19 protein-coding genes and 1 tRNA gene are annotated in these 20,782 nt (G+C 71.4%); 11 read left to right on the top strand and 9 right to left on the bottom strand.

What is annotated here, in order from left to right; genetic code table 11:
- Positions 1-143 precede the first annotated feature (143 nt).
- Entirely contained in the window at positions 144-848 is a 705-nt protein-coding gene (locus AOQ53_RS28195; RefSeq protein WP_059421506.1) for a hypothetical protein, read from the bottom strand.
- Between the two features lie 47 nt (positions 849-895).
- Between AOQ53_RS28195 and AOQ53_RS28200 the strand changes: the two genes are divergently transcribed.
- Positions 896-1,084, top strand: a complete 189-nt coding sequence (locus AOQ53_RS28200) for a DUF5703 family protein (RefSeq protein WP_010045410.1) — start codon at positions 896-898, stop codon at positions 1,082-1,084.
- 95 nt (positions 1,085-1,179) lie between these two features.
- On the opposite strand, the gene AOQ53_RS28205 is transcribed toward AOQ53_RS28200, so the two are convergent.
- The 3 genes from AOQ53_RS28205 to AOQ53_RS28215 all read right to left on the bottom strand — a co-directional run bounded on the left by AOQ53_RS28205 (position 1,180) and on the right by AOQ53_RS28215 (position 3,873).
- Entirely contained in the window at positions 1,180-2,034 is an 855-nt protein-coding gene (locus AOQ53_RS28205) for a chaplin family protein (RefSeq protein WP_059421507.1), read from the bottom strand.
- A gap of 129 nt (positions 2,035-2,163) precedes the next feature.
- On the bottom strand, positions 2,164-2,397 hold the full coding sequence (chpH, locus tag AOQ53_RS28210; RefSeq protein ID WP_059421508.1) for a chaplin ChpH: 234 nt from the start codon (positions 2,395-2,397) through the stop codon (positions 2,164-2,166).
- Positions 2,398-2,547: 150 nt separating this feature from the next.
- Positions 2,548-3,873, bottom strand: coding sequence for a M20/M25/M40 family metallo-hydrolase (locus tag AOQ53_RS28215; RefSeq protein WP_059421509.1), 1,326 nt, complete (start codon positions 3,871-3,873; stop codon positions 2,548-2,550).
- Positions 3,874-4,069: 196 nt separating this feature from the next.
- Here AOQ53_RS28215 and AOQ53_RS28220 point away from each other — a divergent pair.
- The 4 genes from AOQ53_RS28220 to AOQ53_RS28235 all read left to right on the top strand — a co-directional run bounded on the left by AOQ53_RS28220 (position 4,070) and on the right by AOQ53_RS28235 (position 10,114).
- Positions 4,070-4,154: transfer RNA gene (locus AOQ53_RS28220), tRNA-Leu, on the top strand.
- A gap of 293 nt (positions 4,155-4,447) precedes the next feature.
- Entirely contained in the window at positions 4,448-8,314 is a 3,867-nt protein-coding gene (locus AOQ53_RS28225; RefSeq protein WP_059421511.1) for a Pls/PosA family non-ribosomal peptide synthetase, read from the top strand.
- A gap of 68 nt (positions 8,315-8,382) precedes the next feature.
- Complete coding sequence (locus AOQ53_RS28230; protein ID WP_059421512.1) at positions 8,383-9,726, top strand: M1 family metallopeptidase; 1,344 nt, start codon at positions 8,383-8,385, stop codon at positions 9,724-9,726.
- A 13-nt stretch (positions 9,727-9,739) separates the two neighbouring features.
- Positions 9,740-10,114, top strand: coding sequence for a YchJ family protein (locus tag AOQ53_RS28235; RefSeq protein WP_099054709.1), 375 nt, complete (start codon positions 9,740-9,742; stop codon positions 10,112-10,114).
- A gap of 6 nt (positions 10,115-10,120) precedes the next feature.
- Here AOQ53_RS28235 and AOQ53_RS28240 read toward each other — a convergent pair whose 3' ends face one another.
- Positions 10,121-10,822, bottom strand: a complete 702-nt coding sequence (locus AOQ53_RS28240; RefSeq protein WP_059421514.1) for a FadR/GntR family transcriptional regulator — start codon at positions 10,820-10,822, stop codon at positions 10,121-10,123.
- Between the two features lie 137 nt (positions 10,823-10,959).
- On the opposite strand from AOQ53_RS28240, the gene AOQ53_RS28245 reads away from it, so the two are divergent.
- Genes AOQ53_RS28245 through AOQ53_RS28260 form a run of 4 tightly spaced genes read left to right on the top strand, consistent with a single transcriptional unit; the run spans position 10,960 to position 14,752 of the window.
- Positions 10,960-11,478 (top strand): gluconokinase, encoded by a 519-nt coding sequence (locus tag AOQ53_RS28245; RefSeq protein WP_059421516.1) that lies wholly within the window; start codon positions 10,960-10,962, stop codon positions 11,476-11,478.
- Between the two features lie 51 nt (positions 11,479-11,529).
- Positions 11,530-12,927: a GntP family permease gene (locus AOQ53_RS28250; RefSeq protein ID WP_059421517.1), complete on the top strand. Its 1,398-nt coding sequence runs from the start codon at positions 11,530-11,532 to the stop codon at positions 12,925-12,927.
- Between the two features lie 11 nt (positions 12,928-12,938).
- Positions 12,939-13,703, top strand: coding sequence for an SDR family oxidoreductase (locus tag AOQ53_RS28255; RefSeq protein ID WP_059421519.1), 765 nt, complete (start codon positions 12,939-12,941; stop codon positions 13,701-13,703).
- A 17-nt stretch (positions 13,704-13,720) separates the two neighbouring features.
- Positions 13,721-14,752 (top strand): L-idonate 5-dehydrogenase, encoded by a 1,032-nt coding sequence (locus AOQ53_RS28260; protein WP_059421545.1) that lies wholly within the window; start codon positions 13,721-13,723, stop codon positions 14,750-14,752.
- A gap of 153 nt (positions 14,753-14,905) precedes the next feature.
- Here AOQ53_RS28260 and AOQ53_RS28265 read toward each other — a convergent pair whose 3' ends face one another.
- The 4 genes from AOQ53_RS28265 to AOQ53_RS28280 all read right to left on the bottom strand — a co-directional run bounded on the left by AOQ53_RS28265 (position 14,906) and on the right by AOQ53_RS28280 (position 18,862).
- Positions 14,906-15,520: a cytochrome b/b6 domain-containing protein gene (locus tag AOQ53_RS28265; RefSeq protein WP_078945550.1), complete on the bottom strand. Its 615-nt coding sequence runs from the start codon at positions 15,518-15,520 to the stop codon at positions 14,906-14,908.
- Positions 15,504-16,229 carry a molybdopterin-dependent oxidoreductase gene (locus AOQ53_RS28270; RefSeq protein ID WP_059421547.1) on the bottom strand — a complete coding sequence of 242 codons (726 nt, stop codon included), beginning with the start codon at positions 16,227-16,229 and terminating at the stop codon, positions 15,504-15,506. Before AOQ53_RS28270 ends, AOQ53_RS28265 begins: the two co-directional genes overlap by 17 nt.
- Before the next feature lie 111 nt (positions 16,230-16,340).
- Positions 16,341-17,876 carry an APC family permease gene (locus tag AOQ53_RS28275; RefSeq protein ID WP_059421522.1) on the bottom strand — a complete coding sequence of 512 codons (1,536 nt, stop codon included), beginning with the start codon at positions 17,874-17,876 and terminating at the stop codon, positions 16,341-16,343.
- A 35-nt stretch (positions 17,877-17,911) separates the two neighbouring features.
- Positions 17,912-18,862, bottom strand: a complete 951-nt coding sequence (locus AOQ53_RS28280) for a hypothetical protein (RefSeq protein WP_059421524.1) — start codon at positions 18,860-18,862, stop codon at positions 17,912-17,914.
- A 365-nt stretch (positions 18,863-19,227) separates the two neighbouring features.
- Here AOQ53_RS28280 and AOQ53_RS28285 point away from each other — a divergent pair, with 365 nt between their 5' ends.
- Together AOQ53_RS28285 and AOQ53_RS28290 are read left to right on the top strand one after the other, a co-directional pair.
- Positions 19,228-20,133: a DMT family transporter gene (locus tag AOQ53_RS28285; RefSeq protein WP_059421549.1), complete on the top strand. Its 906-nt coding sequence runs from the start codon at positions 19,228-19,230 to the stop codon at positions 20,131-20,133.
- 108 nt (positions 20,134-20,241) lie between these two features.
- Positions 20,242-20,757 (top strand): NUDIX hydrolase, encoded by a 516-nt coding sequence (locus AOQ53_RS28290; protein ID WP_059421551.1) that lies wholly within the window; start codon positions 20,242-20,244, stop codon positions 20,755-20,757.
- The last annotated feature ends 25 nt before the right edge of the window (positions 20,758-20,782 follow it).

Consider the following 20,782-nt stretch of genomic DNA (forward strand, 5'->3'; position numbering starts at 1 on the left):
AAGGCCGTGGCCGAGGTTCCGGCGAAGCCCCGCACGACCCGGCTTCCGGTGCTGCTCGCTCCGCAGATCAGCAGCTGACGACGACGGCGGTGGTCACGGGGCCGGCCCCGTGACCACCGCCGTCGGGTGGCTGACGCCTGCGCTCAGCGGCGGTCCGCGTCCAGCGGCTCCAGGTCCTCGTCCTCGTCCAGATCGGTGTCGAGGCCGTCCTCCAGCTCCTCCGCGTCGTCGTCATCGTCGACGCCGATCTCGTCGTCGAACACGGCACTGACGTCGAAGCGGCAGACCACACTCTGCGGATCGACCTGCTCGAACGGCTCCTCCAGCCACTCGCCGGGGTCGGCCGGTTCCTCCGCCGCCGTCACCCAGAGCGTGGAGTCGCCCTCCTCCAGCCCGAACTCCTTGTGCCGGGAGGCGATCTCGTCGGGTTCGAACTCGCCGAAGAGGAGGCCGAGCGCACCATGGATCGTCCCGGAGGCGGCCGGGCCCTCCTCACCCTCCGCGGCCTCGATCCGCTGCGCCTGCGCGAGCAGCCGCTGCGGCTCCGCCACCGCGTAGTCGCGGCGGATCAGTACGCTCAGCGCGTTCGGTTCCTCGGGCCCGGTGTACGGGGGCAGCGCGTCCTCCGTACCGGGGATCTCGAAGGGTGTGACCTCGTCGTAACGGTCGTAGAGCAGTTCGTCGTACACCTCTGCGGCCGCGGCCAGCTGGTTGAACGCCTCGTAGACGGCCGGGTCGTCCTCCCCCGACCTGCGTTCGACCGCGGCCAGGTGGCGGTCGAGCGCGGTCTTGACCGCCTCGGCGGCGGCGCGTACCTCGGCAGCGGTGGGCTGCGCAGCATCAGACATAGTGCAGACGCTATCCGTACCAGGCCCCAGCCCGCACAATAGATGCGATGCCGGAATACGAATTTGTCGACGTGTACGTACCGCGCGGGGTCTCCCGCAAGGAGACGGCACGTCTGCTGACGGACCACGCCGAGTACGGACACTGGGAGTTGCACCGTCTGAGCCTGCTGCGCGACGGCAGCCGCAAGGTGCGGTTGCGCCGGCGGATCATCCGTCAGGTGCGGGCCACGTGGTGAGCTGAGACGGGGCACTGGAGAAGGCACACGGGAGCGGGCCCCGCATCGGCGGGGCCCGCTCCGTTTTCCGGGGCTGTGAGGCCGTTCCGGGGCCGTCAGGCCGAGGTGCGCGCCTTGCGGTAGAGGATCGAGCCCGCGAGCAGCGCGCCCGCACCGGCCGGCAGGGCAAGGCCGAGCGGCAGGTCGCTGCCGGTGCTGGCGAGCTGGGAGTCGCCCTTGGGCTGGGTGACGAACTGGCCGCCCGGCTGGTTGCCGTGCGAGGAGCCGCCCGGCGTCTCGCTGTCCGCGCCAGGCGTCGTGCCCGGGGTGCCGGAGTCGCCAGGGTTTCCGGGGGTGCCGGGGTCGCCCGGGGTGCCGGGATCGCCCGGATCACCGGGGTTTCCGGGGTGGCCCGGGTTCCCGGGGTCACCCGGGTTTCCGGGAGTGCCCGGGTTTCCGGGAGTGCCCGGCTGTCCCGGGTTCTCGTTGCCGCCGCCGGGCGGGTTGCCGTGGTGCCCGCCGGAGCCGCCGTTCGCGCAGTCGTTGCCGGTGCTGGAGTTGCCGGCGCCGACGACGTCGACGCTGTTGCCGCAGACGTTCACCGGCGCGTGGATCGGCGCCTCGACGTGATTGCCCGAGCCGACGCCGGGCGAGTCACTGGCATGGCCACCGGCGTGCGAGCCGCCGTGACCGCCTGAATCGCCGTGTCCCCCCGACGACGATCCATCGCCCTGGTTGGCGCACGAGTTGCCCACCGACGGGTTGAGGACGCCGATCACATTGACCGTGTTCCCACACACGTTGACCGGCGCGTGCACCGGCGCCTGCACCGTGTTCCCGGACAGCACTCCGGGCGAGCCCGAACTGGAGCCCTGTGCGCCCGAGTCGGCGTGAGCGGAGCCGCCCGCGGCGGCGATCACGCCGGTCGCGGCCGCCACGGTCATCAGACTTTTGCGGGTGACCTGTCGCATTCCTGAATACCTGCCTTCGGCCTGTCTCGAATTCTTCTCGAATTACTCGAAAGAAGCGTTCGGTCCCGGAGCGCATGGCACGCGCTCCGGGACCGATGGCTCAGAACTCCCCTCAAAGAGGGGAGAGCGTCACTTGTTGACGCAGGTGTTGCCGAAGGCGGGGTTCAGCAGCCCGATCACGGAGACCGTGTTGCCGCAGACGTTCACCGGGACGTGAACGGGCGCCTGAATGACGTTGCCGGACACGACACCCGGGGAGTGCGCGGCAGCACCCTGGGCACCCGAGTCGGCGACGGCAAGGCCCGCGCCCGCGAGAACCAGCCCACCGGTGGCAGCCGCAGCAGCGACGACCTTCTTGACCATTATTCCTCCTAGTTGGCAAAGCGACCCATCTTGCGATCGCATTACCTGTAACGAGGAGGGAGTAATGAGGCTACGAGCTTATGGTCACATTCACCCTTCCCAGTCGATCTCGTACACCCGACCGAATAGCGGTGTTTCGTATGAGCCGTTTCAGGACGCGTCGATGAACCGGTCGAGCACCCGCGCGCCGAACTTCAGGCCCTCCACCGGCACCCGCTCGTCCACGCCGTGGAACATGCCGGCGAAGTCCAGCTCCGGCGGCAGCTTCAGCGGCGCGAAGCCGAAGCCCCGGATGCCCAGGTCGTCGAAGGACTTCGCGTCCGTCCCGCCCGAGAGCATGTAGGGGATCGCCTTGGCGGTCGGGTCCTCGGCCAGCAGCGAAGACTGCATCGCCTCCACGAGCGCCCCGTCGAAGGTGGTCTCGACGGCCTTGTCGGCGTGGACGTCCTCGCGCCGCACCTTGGGGCCGAGGATGCGGTCGAGGTCGGCGAGGAACTCATCCTCGAACCCGGGCAGGAAGCGGCCGTCGACGTGGGCGGTCGCCTCACCCGGGATGACGTTGACCTTGTAGCCGGCACCGAGCTGCGTGGGATTGGCCGTGTTGCTCAGGGTCGCGCCGATGAGCTTGGCGATGCCGCCGAGCTTCGCGAGGGTCGACTCCATGTCCTCCGGGTCGAGTTCGGTGCCGAACGCGTCACCGAGCTCATCGAGGAACGCGCGGGTGGTCTTGGTGACCCGCACCGGGAACTTGTGCCGCCCCAGCCGCGCGACGGCCTCCGACAACTCGGTGATCGCGTTGTCCCGGTGGATCATCGACCCGTGCCCGGCCGTGCCCGCCACGGTCAGCTTCATCCAGTGCATGCCCTTCTCGGCCGTCTGGATCAGGTACAGCCGCCGCTCCTCGCTCACGGTGAACGAGAATCCGCCCACCTCACTGATCGCCTCGGTGACGCCCTCGAAGAGGTCCCGGTGGTTGTCGACGAGGTAACGGGCCCCGTACGTGCCGCCCGCCTCCTCGTCCGCGAGGAACGCGAGGACGATGTCGCGCGGCGGCTTGCGCCCGCTGCGCATCCGGTCCCGGACGACCGCGAGGGTCATCGCGTCCATGTCCTTCATGTCGACGGCACCGCGGCCCCACACGCAGCCGTCGGCGATCTCGCCGGAGAAGGGGTGGTGGGTCCAGTCGTCCGCGTTGGCCGGTACGACGTCCGTGTGGCCGTGGATGAGGAGCGCGGGCCTGGACGGGTCCTCGCCCTCGATCCGGGCCACCGTGGAGGCGCGGCCCGGGTGGGACTCGAAGATCTGCGGTTCGAGCCCCACCTCGGCGAGCTTCTCGGCGACGTACTCCGCCGCCTTGCGCTCGCCCGGACCCGAGTGGTCGCCGTAGTTGCTGGTGTCGATCTGGATCAGCTCGCGGCAGAGGTCCACGACCTCGTCCTCGCCGGTGACGTTCCTGGCCGTGTCCGTCTCGCTCACGTGCTTCCTCCCGGTGTCACTGCTGGTGGGTCCCCCTCATCCTCCCTCTCCCCGGCCCGCACCCCAAGACCGGTCCCGGCCCGTCACACGCCGTTTCACGCTCGGCCGGGTGCCGACGGGGGGTGATCGGCCACCCCTGAGAGCCTGGTAATGTTTACGTCGTCGCCGCGGGGAGAACCCGCGCGACAGACACCTTGTCCGGGTGGCGGAATGGCAGACGCGCTAGCTTGAGGTGCTAGTGCCCTTTATCGGGCGTGGGGGTTCAAGTCCCCCCTCGGACACAGATGGAAAAGCCCCTCTCGTCGAGGGGCTTTTCGTCGTTTGCGGGGACGCTCTTCGGGGGCGGCCGGGGAAATGTGGGCGACATCTCGCCAGGCCGGGAGAAGCACAGGTGGGAGCCGGGGCTCCGGGCCTGTGGGCCGTCTCGCGTTTGCCTCCCAGTGGCGGACATGACAGGGCGAAGTCACCCGACCACTAGAGTATTGGGCTTGTTCGCACCGGAACGGAACATCCCCAGGCAGACCTGCGGGCCCACCGGCGCCCCGGATGACCGGGTTCGAGACTCGAGGATCCGATGGCCGCCCTGCACGAAAGCCCTGACCTCACCGCGCTGGACCGGGAGTCGGGCACAGCTCTGAGCGACGTGGCCCGTTTCTCCGCCGGTCCCGCGGCCTCCCCCCGCACCCTGGTCGACATCTTCGAGGCGTCCGTACGTTCGTTCCCCGACGAGCCCGCGCTCGACGACGGCCACCGGCTGCTCACCTACCGCGCACTGGCGGTCGAGGTGGAACACCTGCGGCGGCGGCTGGCCGCCGTGGACGTCGGGCTCGGGGACCGCGTCGGTGTCCGGGTCCCGTCGGGCACCAACGACCTGTACGTGGCGATCCTCGCGGTGCTGGCCGCCGGTGCCGCGTACGTGCCCGTGGACGCCGAGGACCCCGACGAGCGGGCCGATCTGGTCTTCGGCGAGGCCGGGGTGCGGGTGGTCATCGGGGCCGGTCACGAGCTGACTGTCGGCGATGCCGCCGGTCACGCCGCCGCCCGGCCCGGTGTCGGGCACGACGCGTGGATCATCTTCACCTCCGGCTCCACCGGGAAGCCCAAGGGCGTGGCCGTCAGCCACCGCAGCGCCGCGGCCTTCGTGGACGCGGAGGCCGCCCTGTTCCTGACCGACGAGCCGATCGGGCCCGGTGACCGGGTCATGGCCGGGTTGTCCGTCGCGTTCGACGCGTCCTGCGAGGAGATGTGGCTGGCGTGGCGGTACGGCGCCTGCCTGGTGCCGGTGCCGCGCTCGCAGGTCAGGAGCGGCGCCGATCTCGGGCCCTGGCTGGTCGAGCAGGAGATCACCGTCGTGTCCACCGTGCCGACGCTGGCGGCGCTGTGGGAGCCGGAGACACTCAACGACGTACGCCTGCTGATCTTCGGCGGGGAGGCGTGCCCTCCCGAGCTGGCGCAGCGTCTGGTGACCGAGGGGCGCGAGGTGTGGAACACCTACGGGCCGACCGAGGCCACCGTCGTGGCGTGCGCGTCGCTGATGAGCGGCGAGGAGCCGATCCGGATCGGGCTGCCGCTGGACGGCTGGGAGCTGGCCGTCGTGGACGAGGCCGGGGAGCCCGTGCCGATGGGCGGCAGCGGGCAGCTCGTGATCGGCGGGGTGGGACTCGCCCGGTATCTCGACGCCGGGAAGGACGCGGAGAAGTACGCGCCGCTTCAGTCGCTGGGCTGGGAGCGGGCGTACCGCAGCGGTGACCTGGTGAAGGCCGAGCCCGAGGGGCTGGTCTTCCTCGGGCGGGCCGACGAGCAGATCAAGCTCGGGGGGCGGCGGATCGAGCTCGGTGAGGTCGACGCCGCCCTGCAGGCGCTTCCCGGTGTCGCAGGTGCGGCCGCCGCCGTGCGTACCGCTCGCAGCGGAAATCAGCTTCTCGTCGGGTACGTCGTGACCCAGGAAGGGTGGGATCAGGCCGCCGCCGTCGAGAAGCTGCGTGCCGAACTGCCCGCCGCTCTCGTGCCGCTGCTCGCGCCGGTCGACGAGCTGCCTACCCGTACATCCGGCAAGGTCGACCGGAACGCGCTGCCGTGGCCGCTGGAGGGCCTGGACAACGGCGGTCCGGCCGAGGAGCTGTACGGGACCGAGGCGTGGCTCGCCGAGCAGTGGGGCGAGGTGCTCGGCATCCCGGTGGGCAGCGCCTCCGACGACTTCTTCGCCATCGGCGGGAGCAGTCTGGCCGCCGCCCAGCTGACGACGAAGCTGCGCACCCGCTACCCGAGCGCGGCGGTGCTGGACCTCTACCAGCATCCGACGCTGCGCAAGCTGGCCCGGCACCTGGAGGAGTCCGCGCAGGGCGACGGCTCCCGGCGGGTGGTCGAGCCGGTGCCGGCACGGGCCAGGGTGCTGCAACTGCTGCTGCTCCTTCCGCTGTTCACACTGCTCGGGCTGCGCTGGATGGTGCCGCTGGCCGCCCTCGGAAACGTGCTGGGGGCGTACGCCTGGCTGCCGACCGCTCCCTGGTGGGTCGTGGGCGCCGGGGCGTTGCTGTTCTTCAGTCCTCCGGGGCGGCTGGCCATCGCCGCCGGTGGGGCGCGGCTGTTGCTGCGCGGGGTGACGCCGGGCCGCTACGCACGCGGTGGGAGTGTGCATCTGCGGCTGTGGACGGCCGAGCGGCTCGCCGAGTTCAGTGGTGCGGCCTCGCTCACCGGTTCCTGGCTGGAGCGGTACGCCCGGGCGCTCGGCGCCAGGGTCGGGTCCGACGTGGATCTGCACTCGCTGCCGCCGGTGACCGGGATGCTCAAGCTCGGGCGGGGTGCCGCCGTGGAGTCCGAGGTGGATCTGTCGGGCTACTGGCTGGACGGTGACCGGCTGGAGATCGGGCCGGTCAAGGTGGGTGCCGGTGCGGTGGTCGGGACGCGCAGCATGCTGTTCCCGGGTGCGCGCGTGGGCAAGCGGGCCGAGGTCGCGCCCGGTTCCGCCGTCGCCGGGCAGGTGCCCACCGGGCAGCGCTGGGCCGGGGCGCCCGCCGTGAAGCTCGGCAAGGCCAAGCGGAACTGGCCCAAGGAGCGACCGGAGAAGGACGTGTTCTGGCGGGTGATGTACGGCATCTCCGGGTTCGGGCTGAGCGCTCTGCCCCTGCTCGCCGGACTCGCCGCGCTCCTCACCGTCAGCCTGTTCGTGGCGCCCGGCGCCGGGCTCGGTGAGGCGCTGCGGGGCGCGGCGCTCGCGCTGGTTCCGGCGACCGTGGCCTTCGGCGCGGTGTACGCGATGCTGCTGCTCGTCGCCGTACGGCTGCTGAGCCTCCGTCTGCGCGAGGGCACGCACCCCACGCACAGCAGGGTCGGCTGGCAGGCCTGGACGGTCACGCAGCTGATGGACCAGTCCCGGGAGATGCTGTTCCCGCTGTACGCCGGGCTGGTCACGCCGGTGTGGCTGCGGTTGCTCGGGATGCGGATCGGGCGGGGCGCCGAGGTGTCGACGGTGCTCGCGCTGCCCAGCCTGACCACGGTGGGCGACGGCGCGTTCCTCGCGGACGACACGCTGACCGCGCCGTACGAGCTGGGCGGCGGCTGGATGCGGATCGGGCGCGCGCAGATCGGGCGCCGGGCGTTCCTCGGGAACTCGGGGATGACCGCGCCGGGGCGCAGCGTGCCGGACGGCGGGCTGGTCGGGGTGCTGTCGGCGACGCCGAAGAAGGCGAAGAAGGGCAGCTCGTATCTGGGGCTGCCGCCGGTGAAGCTGCCGCGCAACGCGGGCGGCGGCGACCAGAGCCGGACGTACGAGCCGCCCGCGCGGCTGCTGTGGGCGCGGGGACTGGTGGAGTTGTGCCGGATCGTTCCGGTGCTGTGCTCGGCCGCGCTGGCGGTGCTGACGGTGGCGGCGCTGAGCGCGCTGGGTGGCTGGGCGTGGCCGTTGGCCGGGGTCGTGCTGCTGACGGTGGGGGCTGCGGGGTGTGTTCTGTCCGTGGTCGCCAAGTGGCTGCTCGTGGGGCGGCACCGCAGTGGTGAGCACCCGCTGTGGAGCTCCTTCGTGTGGCGCAACGAGCTGGCCGACACGTTCGTCGAGGTGGTGGCGGTGCCGTGGCTGGCCGGGCGCGTGCCCGGTACGCCGCTGATGACGCTGTGGCTGCGTGGGCTCGGTGCCCGGATCGGCCGGGGCGCGTGGGTGGAGAGCTACTGGCTGCCGGAGACCGACCTGGTGACGCTCGGCGAGGGGGCGACCGTGAACCGGGGCTGTGTGCTCCAGACCCACCTCTTCCACGACCGGATCTTGCGGACGGATACTGTGGTGCTCCGTGAGGGCGCCACTCTGGGCCCGGGCGGAATCGTCCTGCCCGGCAGCACCGTCGGGGCCCGCACCACGCTGGGTCCGGCGTCCCTGGTGATGGCCGCGGAGTCCGTGCCCGACGACACGCGCTGGCTGGGCAACCCGATCGAGGCATGGCGTCGCTAGGCGGGACCTCCGCGGGGCCGGGGGCCGATGGACGTCGTACGAGCGCAGTGCAGGGAGCGGACGCAACAGTGGCGGTTCAGCAGTCAGTGGGTCAGGACCCGTACTTCCCGGGCAACGGTGACATCCGGTACCGGGTGCATCGCTACGAGCTCACGCTGGACTACCGGCCCGCGCCGAACCGGCTGTCGGGAACGGCGCGGATCAACGCCATCGCGGGCCGTGGCCAGCTCACCGAGTTCCAGCTGAACCTCGCGGATTTCCGGGTGGGCCGGGTGAGGGTCGACGGCCGTGCGGCGCACTACACGCACCGGGGCGGCAAGTTGCGCGTCCGCCCCGCGAAGCCGCTGCGCGCCGGTGCCGCGTTCACCGTCGAGGTGCACTGGTCGGGGAACCCCCGGCCGGTGAGCAGCCCCTGGGGCGGCCTCGGCTGGGAGGAGTTGGAGGACGGGGCGCTGGTGGCGAGCCAGCCGGTCGGGGCGCCGTCGTGGTACCCGTGCAACGACCGGCCCGCCGACAAGGCCTCGTACCAGATCTCGGTCACGACACCGTCGGCCTACGCGGTGGTGGCCGGTGGACGCCTGCTCACCCGCACGACGAAGGCCTCGACGACCACCTGGGTGTACGAGCAGGCGGCGCCGACCTCCAGCTATCTGGTGGGGCTGTCGATCGGGAAGTACGAGACCGTACTGCTGGGCGACCCGGGCCCGGGCGGGGTGCCGCAGCACGGGCACATTCCGGCGCACCTGCTCCCCCGGTTCTCCCGGGACTTCGCACGGCAGCCCGCGATGATGGAGCTGTTCCAGGAATTGTTCGGGCCGTACCCGTTCGACGAGTACGCGGTCGTCGTGACCGAGGAGGAGCTCGACGTCCCCGTCGAGGCGCAGGGGTTGTCGCTGTTCGGGTCCAACCATGTGGACGGGGCGCGTGGTTCGGAGCGGCTGGTCGCGCACGAGCTGGCGCACCAGTGGTTCGGCAACAGCGTGTCCATCGCCGACTGGCGGCAGATCTGGCTGAACGAGGGGTTCGCGAAGTACGCCGAGTGGTTGTGGTCGGAGCGCTCGGGAGGCCGCGGCGCCCAGCAACTGGCCGCCGTCGCGCACCGGTCGCTGTCCGCGCTGCCGGAGGACCTTCGGCTCGCCGATCCGGGGCGGAAGTCGATGTTCGACGACCGTCTCTACCAGCGCGGCGGGCTCACCCTGCACGCGGTGCGGTGCGCCCTGGGCGACGACGCTTTCTTCCGCATGCTGCGCGGGTGGGCGGGGTTGTACCGGGGCGGGGCGGTGACGACGGCGGCCTTCACCGCGCACGTGGCGCGGTTCGCGGACGAGTCGCTGGACGAGCTGTTCGACACGTGGGTGTACGGGACGGCGCTGCCGCCACTGCCCTCGTCCGGGACGGGTGCGGCTGTTTAGGACAATGACCGGTATGAGTACGCGTTCCTGCCCGTGCGGGCTGCTCCAGGCCTACGAGGCATGCTGCGGCCGCTACCACTCCGCAAGCGCCGCCGCCCCGACCGCCGAGGCGCTGATGCGGTCGCGGTACAGCGCCTTCGTGAAGGGGGACGCCGCGTATCTGCTGCGGACGTGGCATCCGCGGACGCGCCCCGGCACGCTGGAGCTGGACCCGGGGATGCGGTGGACCGGGCTGGAGATCCTCGACACGAGTGACGGGTCGGCGTTCCACTCCACCGGGACCGTGGAGTTCCGGGCGTCGTACCGGGGCGGCTCGCTGCACGAGCGGAGCCGGTTCGAGCGGGTCGACGGGGCCTGGGTGTACGTCGACGGGGAGTTTCTGCCGTAGCGGGTGCTACGGCGCCAGGATGTCGAGTTCCTGGAGGGCGCCGACCGTGATCTCGCGGGTCAGCTCCTCCGCGCGCACCGCGTCACCCGCGCGCACCGCCTCGGCGACCTGGACGTGCAGGGTGACGGCGGCCGGGTCGGGGTCCTCGAACATCACGTCGTGGTGGGTCCGGCCGGCCAGGACCTCGGCGACGACGTCGCCGAGGCGGGCGAACATCTCGTTGCCGGAGGCGTCCAGGATGACGCGGTGGAAGGCCATGTCGTGGACGAGGTACTCCTCGAGCTTGTGACCGCGTGAGTTGGCGACCATGCCGAGGGCGCACTCGGTGAGTTCGGCGCACTGCTCGGAGGTGGCGTGCCGGGCGGCGAGGCCCGCGGCGACCGGTTCGATCGCCGAGCGCAGCATCGTGAGGGAGCGCAGTTGCCGGGCGCGGTCCTTGCCGGCCAGGCGCCAGCGGATGACCTGCGGGTCGTAGACGTTCCACTCCGACGTCGGACGTACGGTTACGCCCACGCGGCGGCGGGACTCGACCAGGTGCATGGACTCCAGGACGCGGACCGCCTCGCGCATCACCGAGCGTGACACGTCGAAGCGCTGGGCGAGCTCGTCCGTGCGCAGGACGCTGCCCGGCGGGTATTCGCCGGCCGTGATCTCGGGGCCGAGGGTGTCCAGTACGTGGCCGTGCAGCCCCCGGCCCGGTGTGCTCATGCACTCAGCGTACGGGGTAGATCACGGAGACAAAAAGTCAGACTTATTCATCACGGCCTCTTGAATTTGTCGTACCTAATGGGTTTCAGTTGCGTCGACATCACGTGTCGACGAAGACAGCAGACAGTGAGGCAGCGATGAACACCCCCCATGTCGTCGTGGTCATGGGCGTCGCCGGCACCGGCAAGACCACCATCGGTCCCCTGCTCGCGGCCCGGCTCGGCGTTCCGTACGCCGAGGGCGACGACTTCCACCCGCAGGCCAACATCGACAGGATGTCGGCCGGTACCCCGCTCACCGACGACGACCGCCGGCCCTGGCTGGACGCCATCGGCGCGTGGGCGCACGGGCGGGCCGGGCTCGGCGGGGTGGTCAGCTGCTCGGCGCTGAAGCGGTCGTACCGCGACCGGCTGCGGGCCGCCGCGCCCGGCGTGGTCTTCGTGCACCTCACGGGTGACCGCACGCTCGTCGAGGACCGGATGTCGCACCGGCAGGGGCACTTCATGCCCACGGCGCTGCTCGACTCCCAGTTCGCCACGCTCCAGCCGCTCCAGGCAGACGAGGCCGGGGTGGACGTGGACGTCTCGGGCAACCCGGAGGAGATCACCGAGCGGGCGGCGCTCGCCCTGGAAGACCTCCCCGAGCCCGTCCAGTAACCCCTGACGGTCCCCCTCCCCCAGTCCCCCCCAACACAAGGGAACCCACCCGTGACCAGACTCAGCGTCGAGATGCTGGCAGCGGACGCACCCGAGCCGATCACCTCGGCCGGCCACGCTCAGCTGGGCATCGCCGTCCTGGCGGGCATCGCCGTCATCGTCCTGCTCATCACCAAGTCCAAGCTGCACGCGTTCCTGGCGCTGACCATCGGGTCGCTGGCGCTCGGCGCGATCGCCGGGGCACCGCTGGACAAGGTCCTCACCAGCTTCAGCACCGGCCTCGGCACCACGGTCGCCGGCGTCGGCGTGCTGATCGCCCTCGGTGCGATCCTCGGCAAGATGCTCGCCGACTCCGGGGGCGCCGACCAGATCGTCGACACCATCCTCGCGAAGGCCGGCGGGCGTTCGATGCCGTGGGCGATGGTGCTGATCGCCTCGGTGATCGGGCTGCCGCTGTTCTTCGAGGTCGGCATCGTGCTGCTGATCCCGGTGGTGCTGATGGTGGCCAAGCGCGGCAACTACTCGCTGATGCGGATCGGCATCCCGGCGCTCGCGGGCCTGTCCGTCATGCACGGCCTGGTGCCGCCGCACCCCGGTCCGCTGGTCGCGATCGACGCGGTCCAGGCCGACCTCGGGGTGACGCTGGCCCTCGGTGTCCTCGTCGCCATACCCACGGTGATCATCGCCGGTCCGCTGTTCTCGCGGTACGCGGCCCGCTGGGTGGACGTGCCCGCGCCGGACCGCATGATTCCGCAGCGTGCTTCGGAGGACCTGGAGAAGCGTCCCGGCTTTGGCGCCACGCTCTTCACGGTTCTGCTGCCGGTACTCCTGATGCTGGCCAAGGCGCTGGTCGACATCGTCGTGGACGACCCGGAGAACCTGGTCCAGCGGGTCTTCGACGTGATCGGTGCCCCGATGATCGCCCTGCTCGCCTCCGTGCTGGTCGGCATCTTCACGCTGCTGCGGCCCGCCGGTTTCTCCAAGGAGCGGATCTCGCCGCTCGTCGAGAAGAGCCTCGCGCCGATCGCGGGCATCCTGCTGATCGTCGGCGCGGGCGGCGGCTTCAAGCAGACGCTGATCGACACCGGGGTGGGCCAGATGGTCCTGGACATCTCCAAGGACTGGTCGATTCCCGCGCTGCTGCTGGCCTGGCTGATCGCGGTGGCGATCCGGCTGGCGACCGGCTCGGCGACGGTGGCGACGGTCTCCGCCGCCGGTCTGGTCGCCCCGCTCGCGGCCGACATGTCGACCACACACGCCGCCCTGCTGGTCCTCGCCATCGGCGCCGGCTCGCTGTTCTTCAGCCATGTCAACGACGCCGGGTTCTGGATGGTGAAGGAGTACTTCGGGCTGAGTGTCGGCCAGAACATCAAGACCTGGTCGGTCATGGAGACGATCATCTCGGTGGTCGCCGGCGGCATCGTCCTGCTGTTGTCCCTCGTGATCTAGGAGTGCCGGCGATGACGGCTCACCCCCTCTTCGACATCAGCGGCCGTACCGCCCTGGTGACCGGCTCCAGCCGGGGCATCGGACTCGCGCTCGCCCGTGGTCTGGCGGAGGCCGGCTGCACGGTCGTCCTGAACGGACGCGACAAGGACCGGCTCGCCGAGGCCGCCGCCGGGCTGCCCGGCGACCGGGTGCACACGGCGGCGTTCGACGTGACCGACGGATCGTCCGTGGCGGACGGGATCGCGGACGTCGAGGAGCGGGTGGGCCCGCTCGACATCCTCGTCAACAACGCGGGCATGCAACTGCGCGCACCGCTGCTGGAGTTCACCGACTCCGACTGGCACCGGATCCTGGACACCAACCTGACCAGTGCCTTCCTGGTCGGCCGGGAGGCAGCGCGCCGGATGACGGGGCGCGGCCACGGAAAGATCATCAACATCTGCTCGTTGCAGAGCGAGGTGGTACGGCCCGGGATCGCGCCGTACGCCGCCACCAAGGGCGCGCTGAAGATGCTCACCAAGGGCATGTGCGCGGACTGGGGTCCGAGCGGTGTTCAGGTCAACGGGCTCGGCCCGGGCTACATCGAGACGGAGCTGACGCGGCCGCTGGTCGAGGACGAGGAGTTCAGCGCCTGGGTGCGGCGGCGCACCCCGGCCGGCCGCTGGGGCCGCACCCAGGACCTGGTGGGCGGGGTGCTGTTCCTCGCCTCCCCCGCGGCCGACTTCGTCAGCGGGCAGGTGCTGTATGTCGACGGCGGCATGACGAGCGTGCTGTGACCCTTCAGGAGGCTGTGATGCTGGGTTGTGTGATCCACGGCCAAGGTGACCTGCGGCTCGCGGAGTTGCCGGTTCCGGTGCCCGGGCCGGGGCAGGCGCTGGTCGCCGTCCGCTACGGCGGGGTGTGCGGGTCCGATCTGCACTACTGGCGGCACGGCGGAGTCGGGGACTTCCGGCTCCGGGAGCCGATGGTGCTCGGGCACGAGGTAGTCGGGACGGTGGTCGAGTACGGTGCCGGCGCGTCGGGGCCGGCCCCGGGGGCCGCTGTCGCCGTGCATCCGGCGACGCCGTGCGGGGTGTGTCCGGAGTGCTCGGACGGTCGGCGGAACGTCTGCCGGGACACCCGGTATCTGGGCAGTGCGGCGCGCTTTCCGCATGTGCAGGGGGGATTCGCGGCGCACGTGGTCGTGCCCTGCGAGCAGTTGCGGGCGTTGCCTGATGGTCTTGAGCTGAGCCGGGCCGCACTCGCCGAACCGCTGTCCGTCGCCCTGCACGCGGTGCGGCGGGCCGGGGAGGTGGCCGGGCGGCACGTCCTGGTGACCGGTGCCGGGCCCATCGGCTGTCTCGTGGTCGCGGCGGCGAAGGCGGCCGGGGCGGTACGGGTGACCGTCACGGATCTGCTGCCCGAGGCGCTGGAGTATGCCCGGATCGCCGGTGCCGACACGGTCGTACTTGCCGATGACCCGGACGACTCCGGGTGGCCCGGTGAAGTGGACGTGGCGATCGAGGCGTCCGGGGTGGCGGCGGGGCTCGACACGTGTCTGCGGTGGGTGCGGCGTGGTGGGGTCGTGGTGCAGTTGGGGATGCTGCCGCCGGGGCTCAGTGCGTTTGCGGGGAACCTTGTGGTGAGTCGGGAGATCGAGTTGCGGGGAGCGTTTCGCTTCGACGGGGAGTTCGATCAGGCGCTGGAGTTGCTGGCGGGGCAGGCGGCGTTCGACGGGCTGATCAGTGCGGTGGTTCCCGTGGGGGAGGCCGAGGCGGCTTTTGCGCTGGCGGCTGATCGGAGTCGGTCGTGCAAGGTGCTGTTGGATTTCGCCGTGACACCGTAGGAGGGTGGGGTGGTCGGGCGGGTGCGGGTGCGTTGGGGTTGTTCGCGCAGTTCCCCGCGCCCCTTGTGCCTCAGCGCCGTCGGGGTGTCGTGAACGGGCGGGTGCGGGTCGGTTGTGGCCTGTCGCGCATTTCCCCGCGCCCCCGAGGAACACCTACCGGCGCCATAGGGGGTGCTCTCTGTCTGCCCACTCTCTGCTCACCGAGCCCGTGCGCATGCCTTTGCGGGATTCCGGGTCGGCCAGGGCCATGCCGATGTGGCCGGCCAGGACTATGCCGATGGTGAGGGCCAGCCAGTCGTGGACGAACGTCGCGCTGGTGCGCCACAGGAGAGGGGTGAGGTGGGTGAACCACATCATGAGGCCGGTGCCGAGCATGACGAGCGTGGCGCCGGCGATCCAGGACGCGTAGAGCTTCTGGCCGGCGTTGAACTTGCCCGCGGGGCGGGACGCGTGCCGCTTGTCGCGGTGCAGGGCGGCCCGCAGCCAGGTGCGGTCGTGCGGGCCGAAGCGGTTGAGGTGGCCGAGGTCGGTACGGAGGGCGCGGGAGGCGAGGCCCGCCAGGAGCGGGACGGGCAGGGCTAGGCCGGTCCACTTGTGCAGGGTGACGACGAGAGCCCGGCGGCCGACGAGTTCGGCGAGCTGGGGGACGTAGAGGCAAGCCGCCGTCAGTACGCAGACGCCCATGAGCGCGGCCGTCGTGCGGTGAACCCAGCGCTCGGTCCGGCTGAAGCGCCTGACAGCGACCGCGGTGTCAGGTCGTGGGCTCATCGTCACGTCCGTTCGAGCGGCCCACCCAGGCGTCGACGTCGTAGCCGCGCTCCTCCCAGTAGCCCGGCCGGACCTCGTCGGTGACGGTGATGCCGGAGAGCCACTTGGCGGACTTGTAGAAGTACATGGGCGCCACGTAGAGGCGGACCGGGCCGCCGTGGGAGTGGCCGAGGTCCTTGTCCTGCATCCGCAGGGCGACCAGGACGTCCGCGCGGCGGGCCTGGTCGAGTGTGAGGCTCTCGGTGTAGGTGCCGTCGAAGCAGGTGAAGCGGATGGCCTTGGCCGTGGGGCGGACCCCGGCCGCGTCGAGCAGCCGGGACAGGCGTACGCCCTCGAAGGGGGTGTCGGGAACCCGCCAGCCGGTGACGCACTGGACATCGCGGACCAGGCGGGTCTGCGGCAGCCCCTTGAGGTCGGCCAGGGTGTAGGTCTTGGGGCGGTCGACCAGGCCGCCCACCTTCAGGCGGTAGGTGCCGGCGTTCTTGCGCGGGACGGACGAGGCGACCGAGTAGTAGCGGAAGCCGCCGCCGTTCGGGAGCAGTCCGGTCAGGCCGGTGGGGTCCTTGTCGGCGGCGCCGCCGAGGAAGCCCTCCAGGCCGCGTTGCAGTTGGGGCGCGGCGACCACCCCGAGGGCGCCCAGACCGAGGGTGCCGAGGAAGACGCGGCGGCCGACCGGGGTGCCCCGTTGTTCGGGATGTCCGTCGTTCATGCCCTCATGTACGTCCTCGTTCACCTTCTCATTCGAACACCCGCGGCCCCGTCAGGACAGGGATCGCGGGTGCTCGTCAGAGTTCCGTAACCACTTCTTACGCGGCCGGGGTCAGGACGACGCCGCCTTGTCCAGCTGGAACGCCTCGTTGCCGAGCCCGATCCGGGCGTGCTTCTCGGGGGCGCGGGCGCGCAGCACCAGGCCCAGGACCAGGCCGGCGGCCAGGGCGAGGCCGATGGTGCCGGGCAGTATCCAGCTCAGCGAGGAGTCCGGGCCGGCTCCGACGAGGACCTCGAAGTCCTTCACGGTGTAGCCGGCGATCACGAGCAGGGCGAGGCCCGCCAGCGCGGAGGTGACCAGTCGCCAGGCCTGGGCGCCCGCGGCACCCCGGCGGACGAAGAAGACGACGACCGACAGGGAGGCCGCCGCCATCAGCACGATCACGCCGAGGGCGCCGATGTTGCCGAACCAGGTGAACAGTTGCAGGACGGGCGCGGTCGGATCGCCGGCCGGCTTGTCGTCGGCGATCGCGAAGGCGGCCACGACCACCACGGCCACCACGGTCTGGAGCAGCGAGCCGGTGCCCGGAGCGCCGCTGGTGCCGCTGGTGCGGCCGAAGGCGGCGGGCAGCAGACCTTCGCGGCCCATGGCGAAGGCGTACCGGGCGACGACGTTGTGGAAGCTGAGCAGGGCGGCGAACATGCCGGTGACGAACAGGACGTGCAGGACGTCCGTGAAGGTGCCGCCGAGGCGGGACTCGGTGAGGAAGAACAGCAGTCCGGCGCTCTGCTTCTGGGCCGTGCCGACGATCGCGGCGGGGCCGGTGGCGACGGTGAGGGCCCAGCTGCTCAGCGCGAAGAAGACGGCGACCCCGCCGACGGCGAGGAACATCACGCGCGGCACCAGGACGTGCGGGCGGCTGGTCTCCTCGGCGTACACGGGTGCCTGCTCGAAGCCGAGGAACGCGGCGATGCAGAAGCACAGCGCGGTGCCGACGCCCGCGCCGGTGAGGGTGTCGGGGTTGAAGGCGTGCAGCGAGAGGCCTTCCTTGCCGGGGTCGGTGAGGGCGGCGACATCGAAGATCACGACGAGGAGCACCTCGATGACGAGCAGCACGCCGAGCACGCGCGCGTTGACGTCGATCTTCAGCCAGCCCAGCAGGCCGACGGCGAGCGCGGCCACGAGCGCCGGTATCCACCAGGCGATCTCCACCCCGGCGTAAGTGGCGAGGAGCCCGGAGACCTCGAAGCCGAAGATGCCGTAGATGCCGATCTGGAGCGCGTTGTAGGCGACGAGGGCGACCAGGGCGGCGCCCGCGCCGGCGGTGCCGCCGAGGCCGCGGGAGATGTACGCGTAGAAGGCGCCCGCGTTGTGGACGTGGCGGCTCATCTCGGCGTACCCGATGCTGAACAGGATCAGGACGACGCCGAGGACGACGAAGAGCAGCGGCTGGCCGACGATGCCCATCACTGCGAATGTAGTGGGCATGACACCCGCGACCACCATGAGCGGGGCGGTCGCGGCGAGGACGGAGAGCAGCAGTCCTCCGGTGCCGAGCCGGTCGGCGCGCAGGGCACGCTCCTGCCCCTTGAACGTACTGATGCCGCCGGCGACGGCTGTGCTCGTGCTCGAACTGTCCGTGGTCATCGGGAGAGCGTCCTCACTTCTGGTTTTCCGGGGTGTCAGGCCGTGCCGAGCGCGGCGGCGCGGGCGGCGGCGAAGGCGGCGTGCGGGTCGCGGTCCGGGTACGACCAGGGCGCCGGGGTGGCGTGCCGGCCGATCCGGTGGAACAGGGCGGCGGCCTCGGCGCCCCGCCCCTCGCAGAACTTGGCGTGGGCGAGGAAGTTCAGGTCGATCAGCCGGCGCGGGTGCCCCTCCAGTTCCCACTCCAGCCACCAGTCGAAGGCGGCCTTCATCACCTGCCGGGCGCGGCGGCCCGTCCAGTGGCCCGAGGCGGCCGGATCGACGGGTTCGTGCCCGGCGGCGGCCAGCGCGCGGTAGCGCTCGGCGTGCGCGATGACCGGCAGGATCGCGAGCGGCGAGTCGGCGGGTGCCTGTTCGGCGGCCCAGCCGGCGAAGTCGTAGACCTCGTGCAGCGGGTCCGGGCCGGCCTCGGTGCGGCGTCCGGCGAGCCGGGCGACCATCAGGTGGTGGGCGTGGTGGTGGTCGGCGTACCGGGCGCGGACCTGCTCGAAGGTCCGGACCACGTCCTGGTCGGTGCCGACCGCGCACTCCAGCAGGAGCAGACCGAGCCAGGGCGTGGGATCGGCGGGGGCGCGGGCGGCGGCTGCCGCGCAGGCCTCGCGGGCCCGGACCGGCTTGCCCTTGCCGTGCAGGGCGCGCCGGACCTGGGCAAGGGCCAGCAGAACGGCGGCGTCGGCGGACTCGGGTTCGGCGAGCAGCCACTCACGGGCCCATGCGGCGCAGTAGGGCTCCCGTGCGAGGACCGTGACGCGGTGGCCGCGCCGGTCCCAGTCGTCCGCGGTGTGGACCAGCAGGGAGCGGGCGTTCTGCCAGCGGCCCTGCGCCAGCGCGGCGCGCGCGGCCACGAGGTCGGCGTCGTCGAGGGCCTCGTCGAAGGCCTGAGACGCACGTCTGCGGCCACGACCGAGGGGAGGCGGGGGTGGGGGCACCGCGGAACTTCCTCACGCGCTCTTCTTGTGTTCCGGCTCACGGCGGTTGATGGAGCGCGTGTGTGCGCTTCGCCATGAACTGATCACACACAGCCAACCCCCAGCCAACGGTTGACGTCAAGGGCCGCAAGGCCGTTACACGCGTCAACTGGCGTTACCAGCGAGGGTTTTGTGATCAAAGGGGATCCAGAGGATGCCGGGACGTGCATCCCATTTATCCGTTTCGCCCTTTGTGGCGTGCGTCATAGTGCTGGGCGGTCACCACCGCTCACGATGGGACGACGTACGGGCGCGCCGGGCGGAGCCGGCCGGTACAGTCGGCCCTTACGCCATCGTGACCCGACCTGATGATCGAGGTACACCGCGTGTCGGTTCTGATACTGGTGCTCGCCGTGAGTGCCGCCTGCTGTCTGGGCTTCGGCTTCGTGCTTCAGCAGAACGCGGCCCAGCGCGCCCCGCTCAACGACTTCCTGTCCTTCCGGCTGCTGATCGACCTGGTGAAGGTGCCGCGCTGGCTCGGCGGCATCGCGCTGATGGTGGTCGGCATGGCGCTGGGCGCCGCCGCGCTGGGACAGGGCGAGCTGTCGCTGGTGGAGCCGCTGCTCGCGACGAACCTGCTCTTCGCGCTCGCGCTGTCCCGCCGGCAGACCCGGCAGCCGCTCGGCCGCCAGGGCTGGGCAGGGCTTCTGCTGCTGGCGGGCGGAGTGAGCGCGTTCATCGTGGCGGGCGAGCCACACGGCGGCGCCGCGACAGCCGATCCGATGCGTCAGTGGCTGATCATCGGGGCCATGACCGGGCTCGCCCTGCTCCTCACAGCGCACGCCAAGCGCTCCCGGCTGGGCTCCGGGCCGGTGCTGCTGGCCGTGGCCGCCGGGCTTCTGTACGGCGTGCAGGACGCGCTGACCCGGGTGAGCGGGGAGAAGTTCGCCGAGGGCGGCTTCGCCGGGCTGCTGACCGGCTGGCAGCCGTACGCCGTCCTCGCGCTGGGCGTCACGGGGCTGCTCCTCGTGCAGAGCGCCTTCGAGACCGCGTCCCTGCGCAAGTCGCTGCCCGCCCTGACCGCGGCGCAGCCGATCGCCGGGATCATCTGCGGCGTCGGCTTCCTGGGCGACCGGCTGCGGACCGACGCGGTGGCGCTGAGCTGGGAGGCGGGCGGTCTCCTCGCCGTGGTGGCCGGGATCATGCTGCTGGGGCTGCATCCGGCCATGCCGACGGGGACGGTGGAGCGGGCACACGTGGGGCGGCTTCAGCCGCAGCCGCAGCCGCAGTGACGTCTCGCACCCTGCTTGGATGAGGGCATGAGTGCTGATGAGGGCATGGGTGCTGTGGGCGGGGGCGTGAGTGCCGCGGGTGAGGGCTTGAGTGCCGCGGGCGAGCGCGTGAGCGCCGCTGACGAGATCCTCGACATCGTCGACGAGAACGACCGGGTCATCGGGCAGTCGCCCCGGGGCGAGGCGTACGCCAGGCGTCTGCGGCACCGCTGTGTGTTCATCCAGGCCCGGGACGCCGCGGGGCGGATCTTCGTGCACCGCCGGACGCCGACCAAGCTGGTCTTCCCCTCCCTGTACGACATGTTCGTCGGCGGAGTGGTGGGCGCCGGCGAGACCTACGACGCGGCGGCCCTGCGCGAGGCCGAGGAGGAACTGGGCGTGCCGGGTCTGCCGCTCCCGCGGTACCTCTTCAAGTTCCTCTACGACAACGGCGCCGGCCAGACCTGGTGGTCGGCGGTGTACGAGGTCCGCTGCGACGCTCCGGTCCAGCCGCAGGCCGAGGAGGTGGCCTGGCACGACTTCCTGCCCGAGGACGAGGTGCGGCGGCGCCTGGGCGACTGGGAGTGGGTGCCGGACGGGCTGGCGGCGTACGAGCGGCTCAGGGCGTTTCGGTCGATGGGCTGAGCGGGCTGTCGCCCGGGGCGGACCG

It is taken from the genome of Streptomyces azureus, assembly GCF_001270025.1.
In the GTDB taxonomy this organism is placed as follows: domain Bacteria; phylum Actinomycetota; class Actinomycetes; order Streptomycetales; family Streptomycetaceae; genus Streptomyces; species Streptomyces azureus.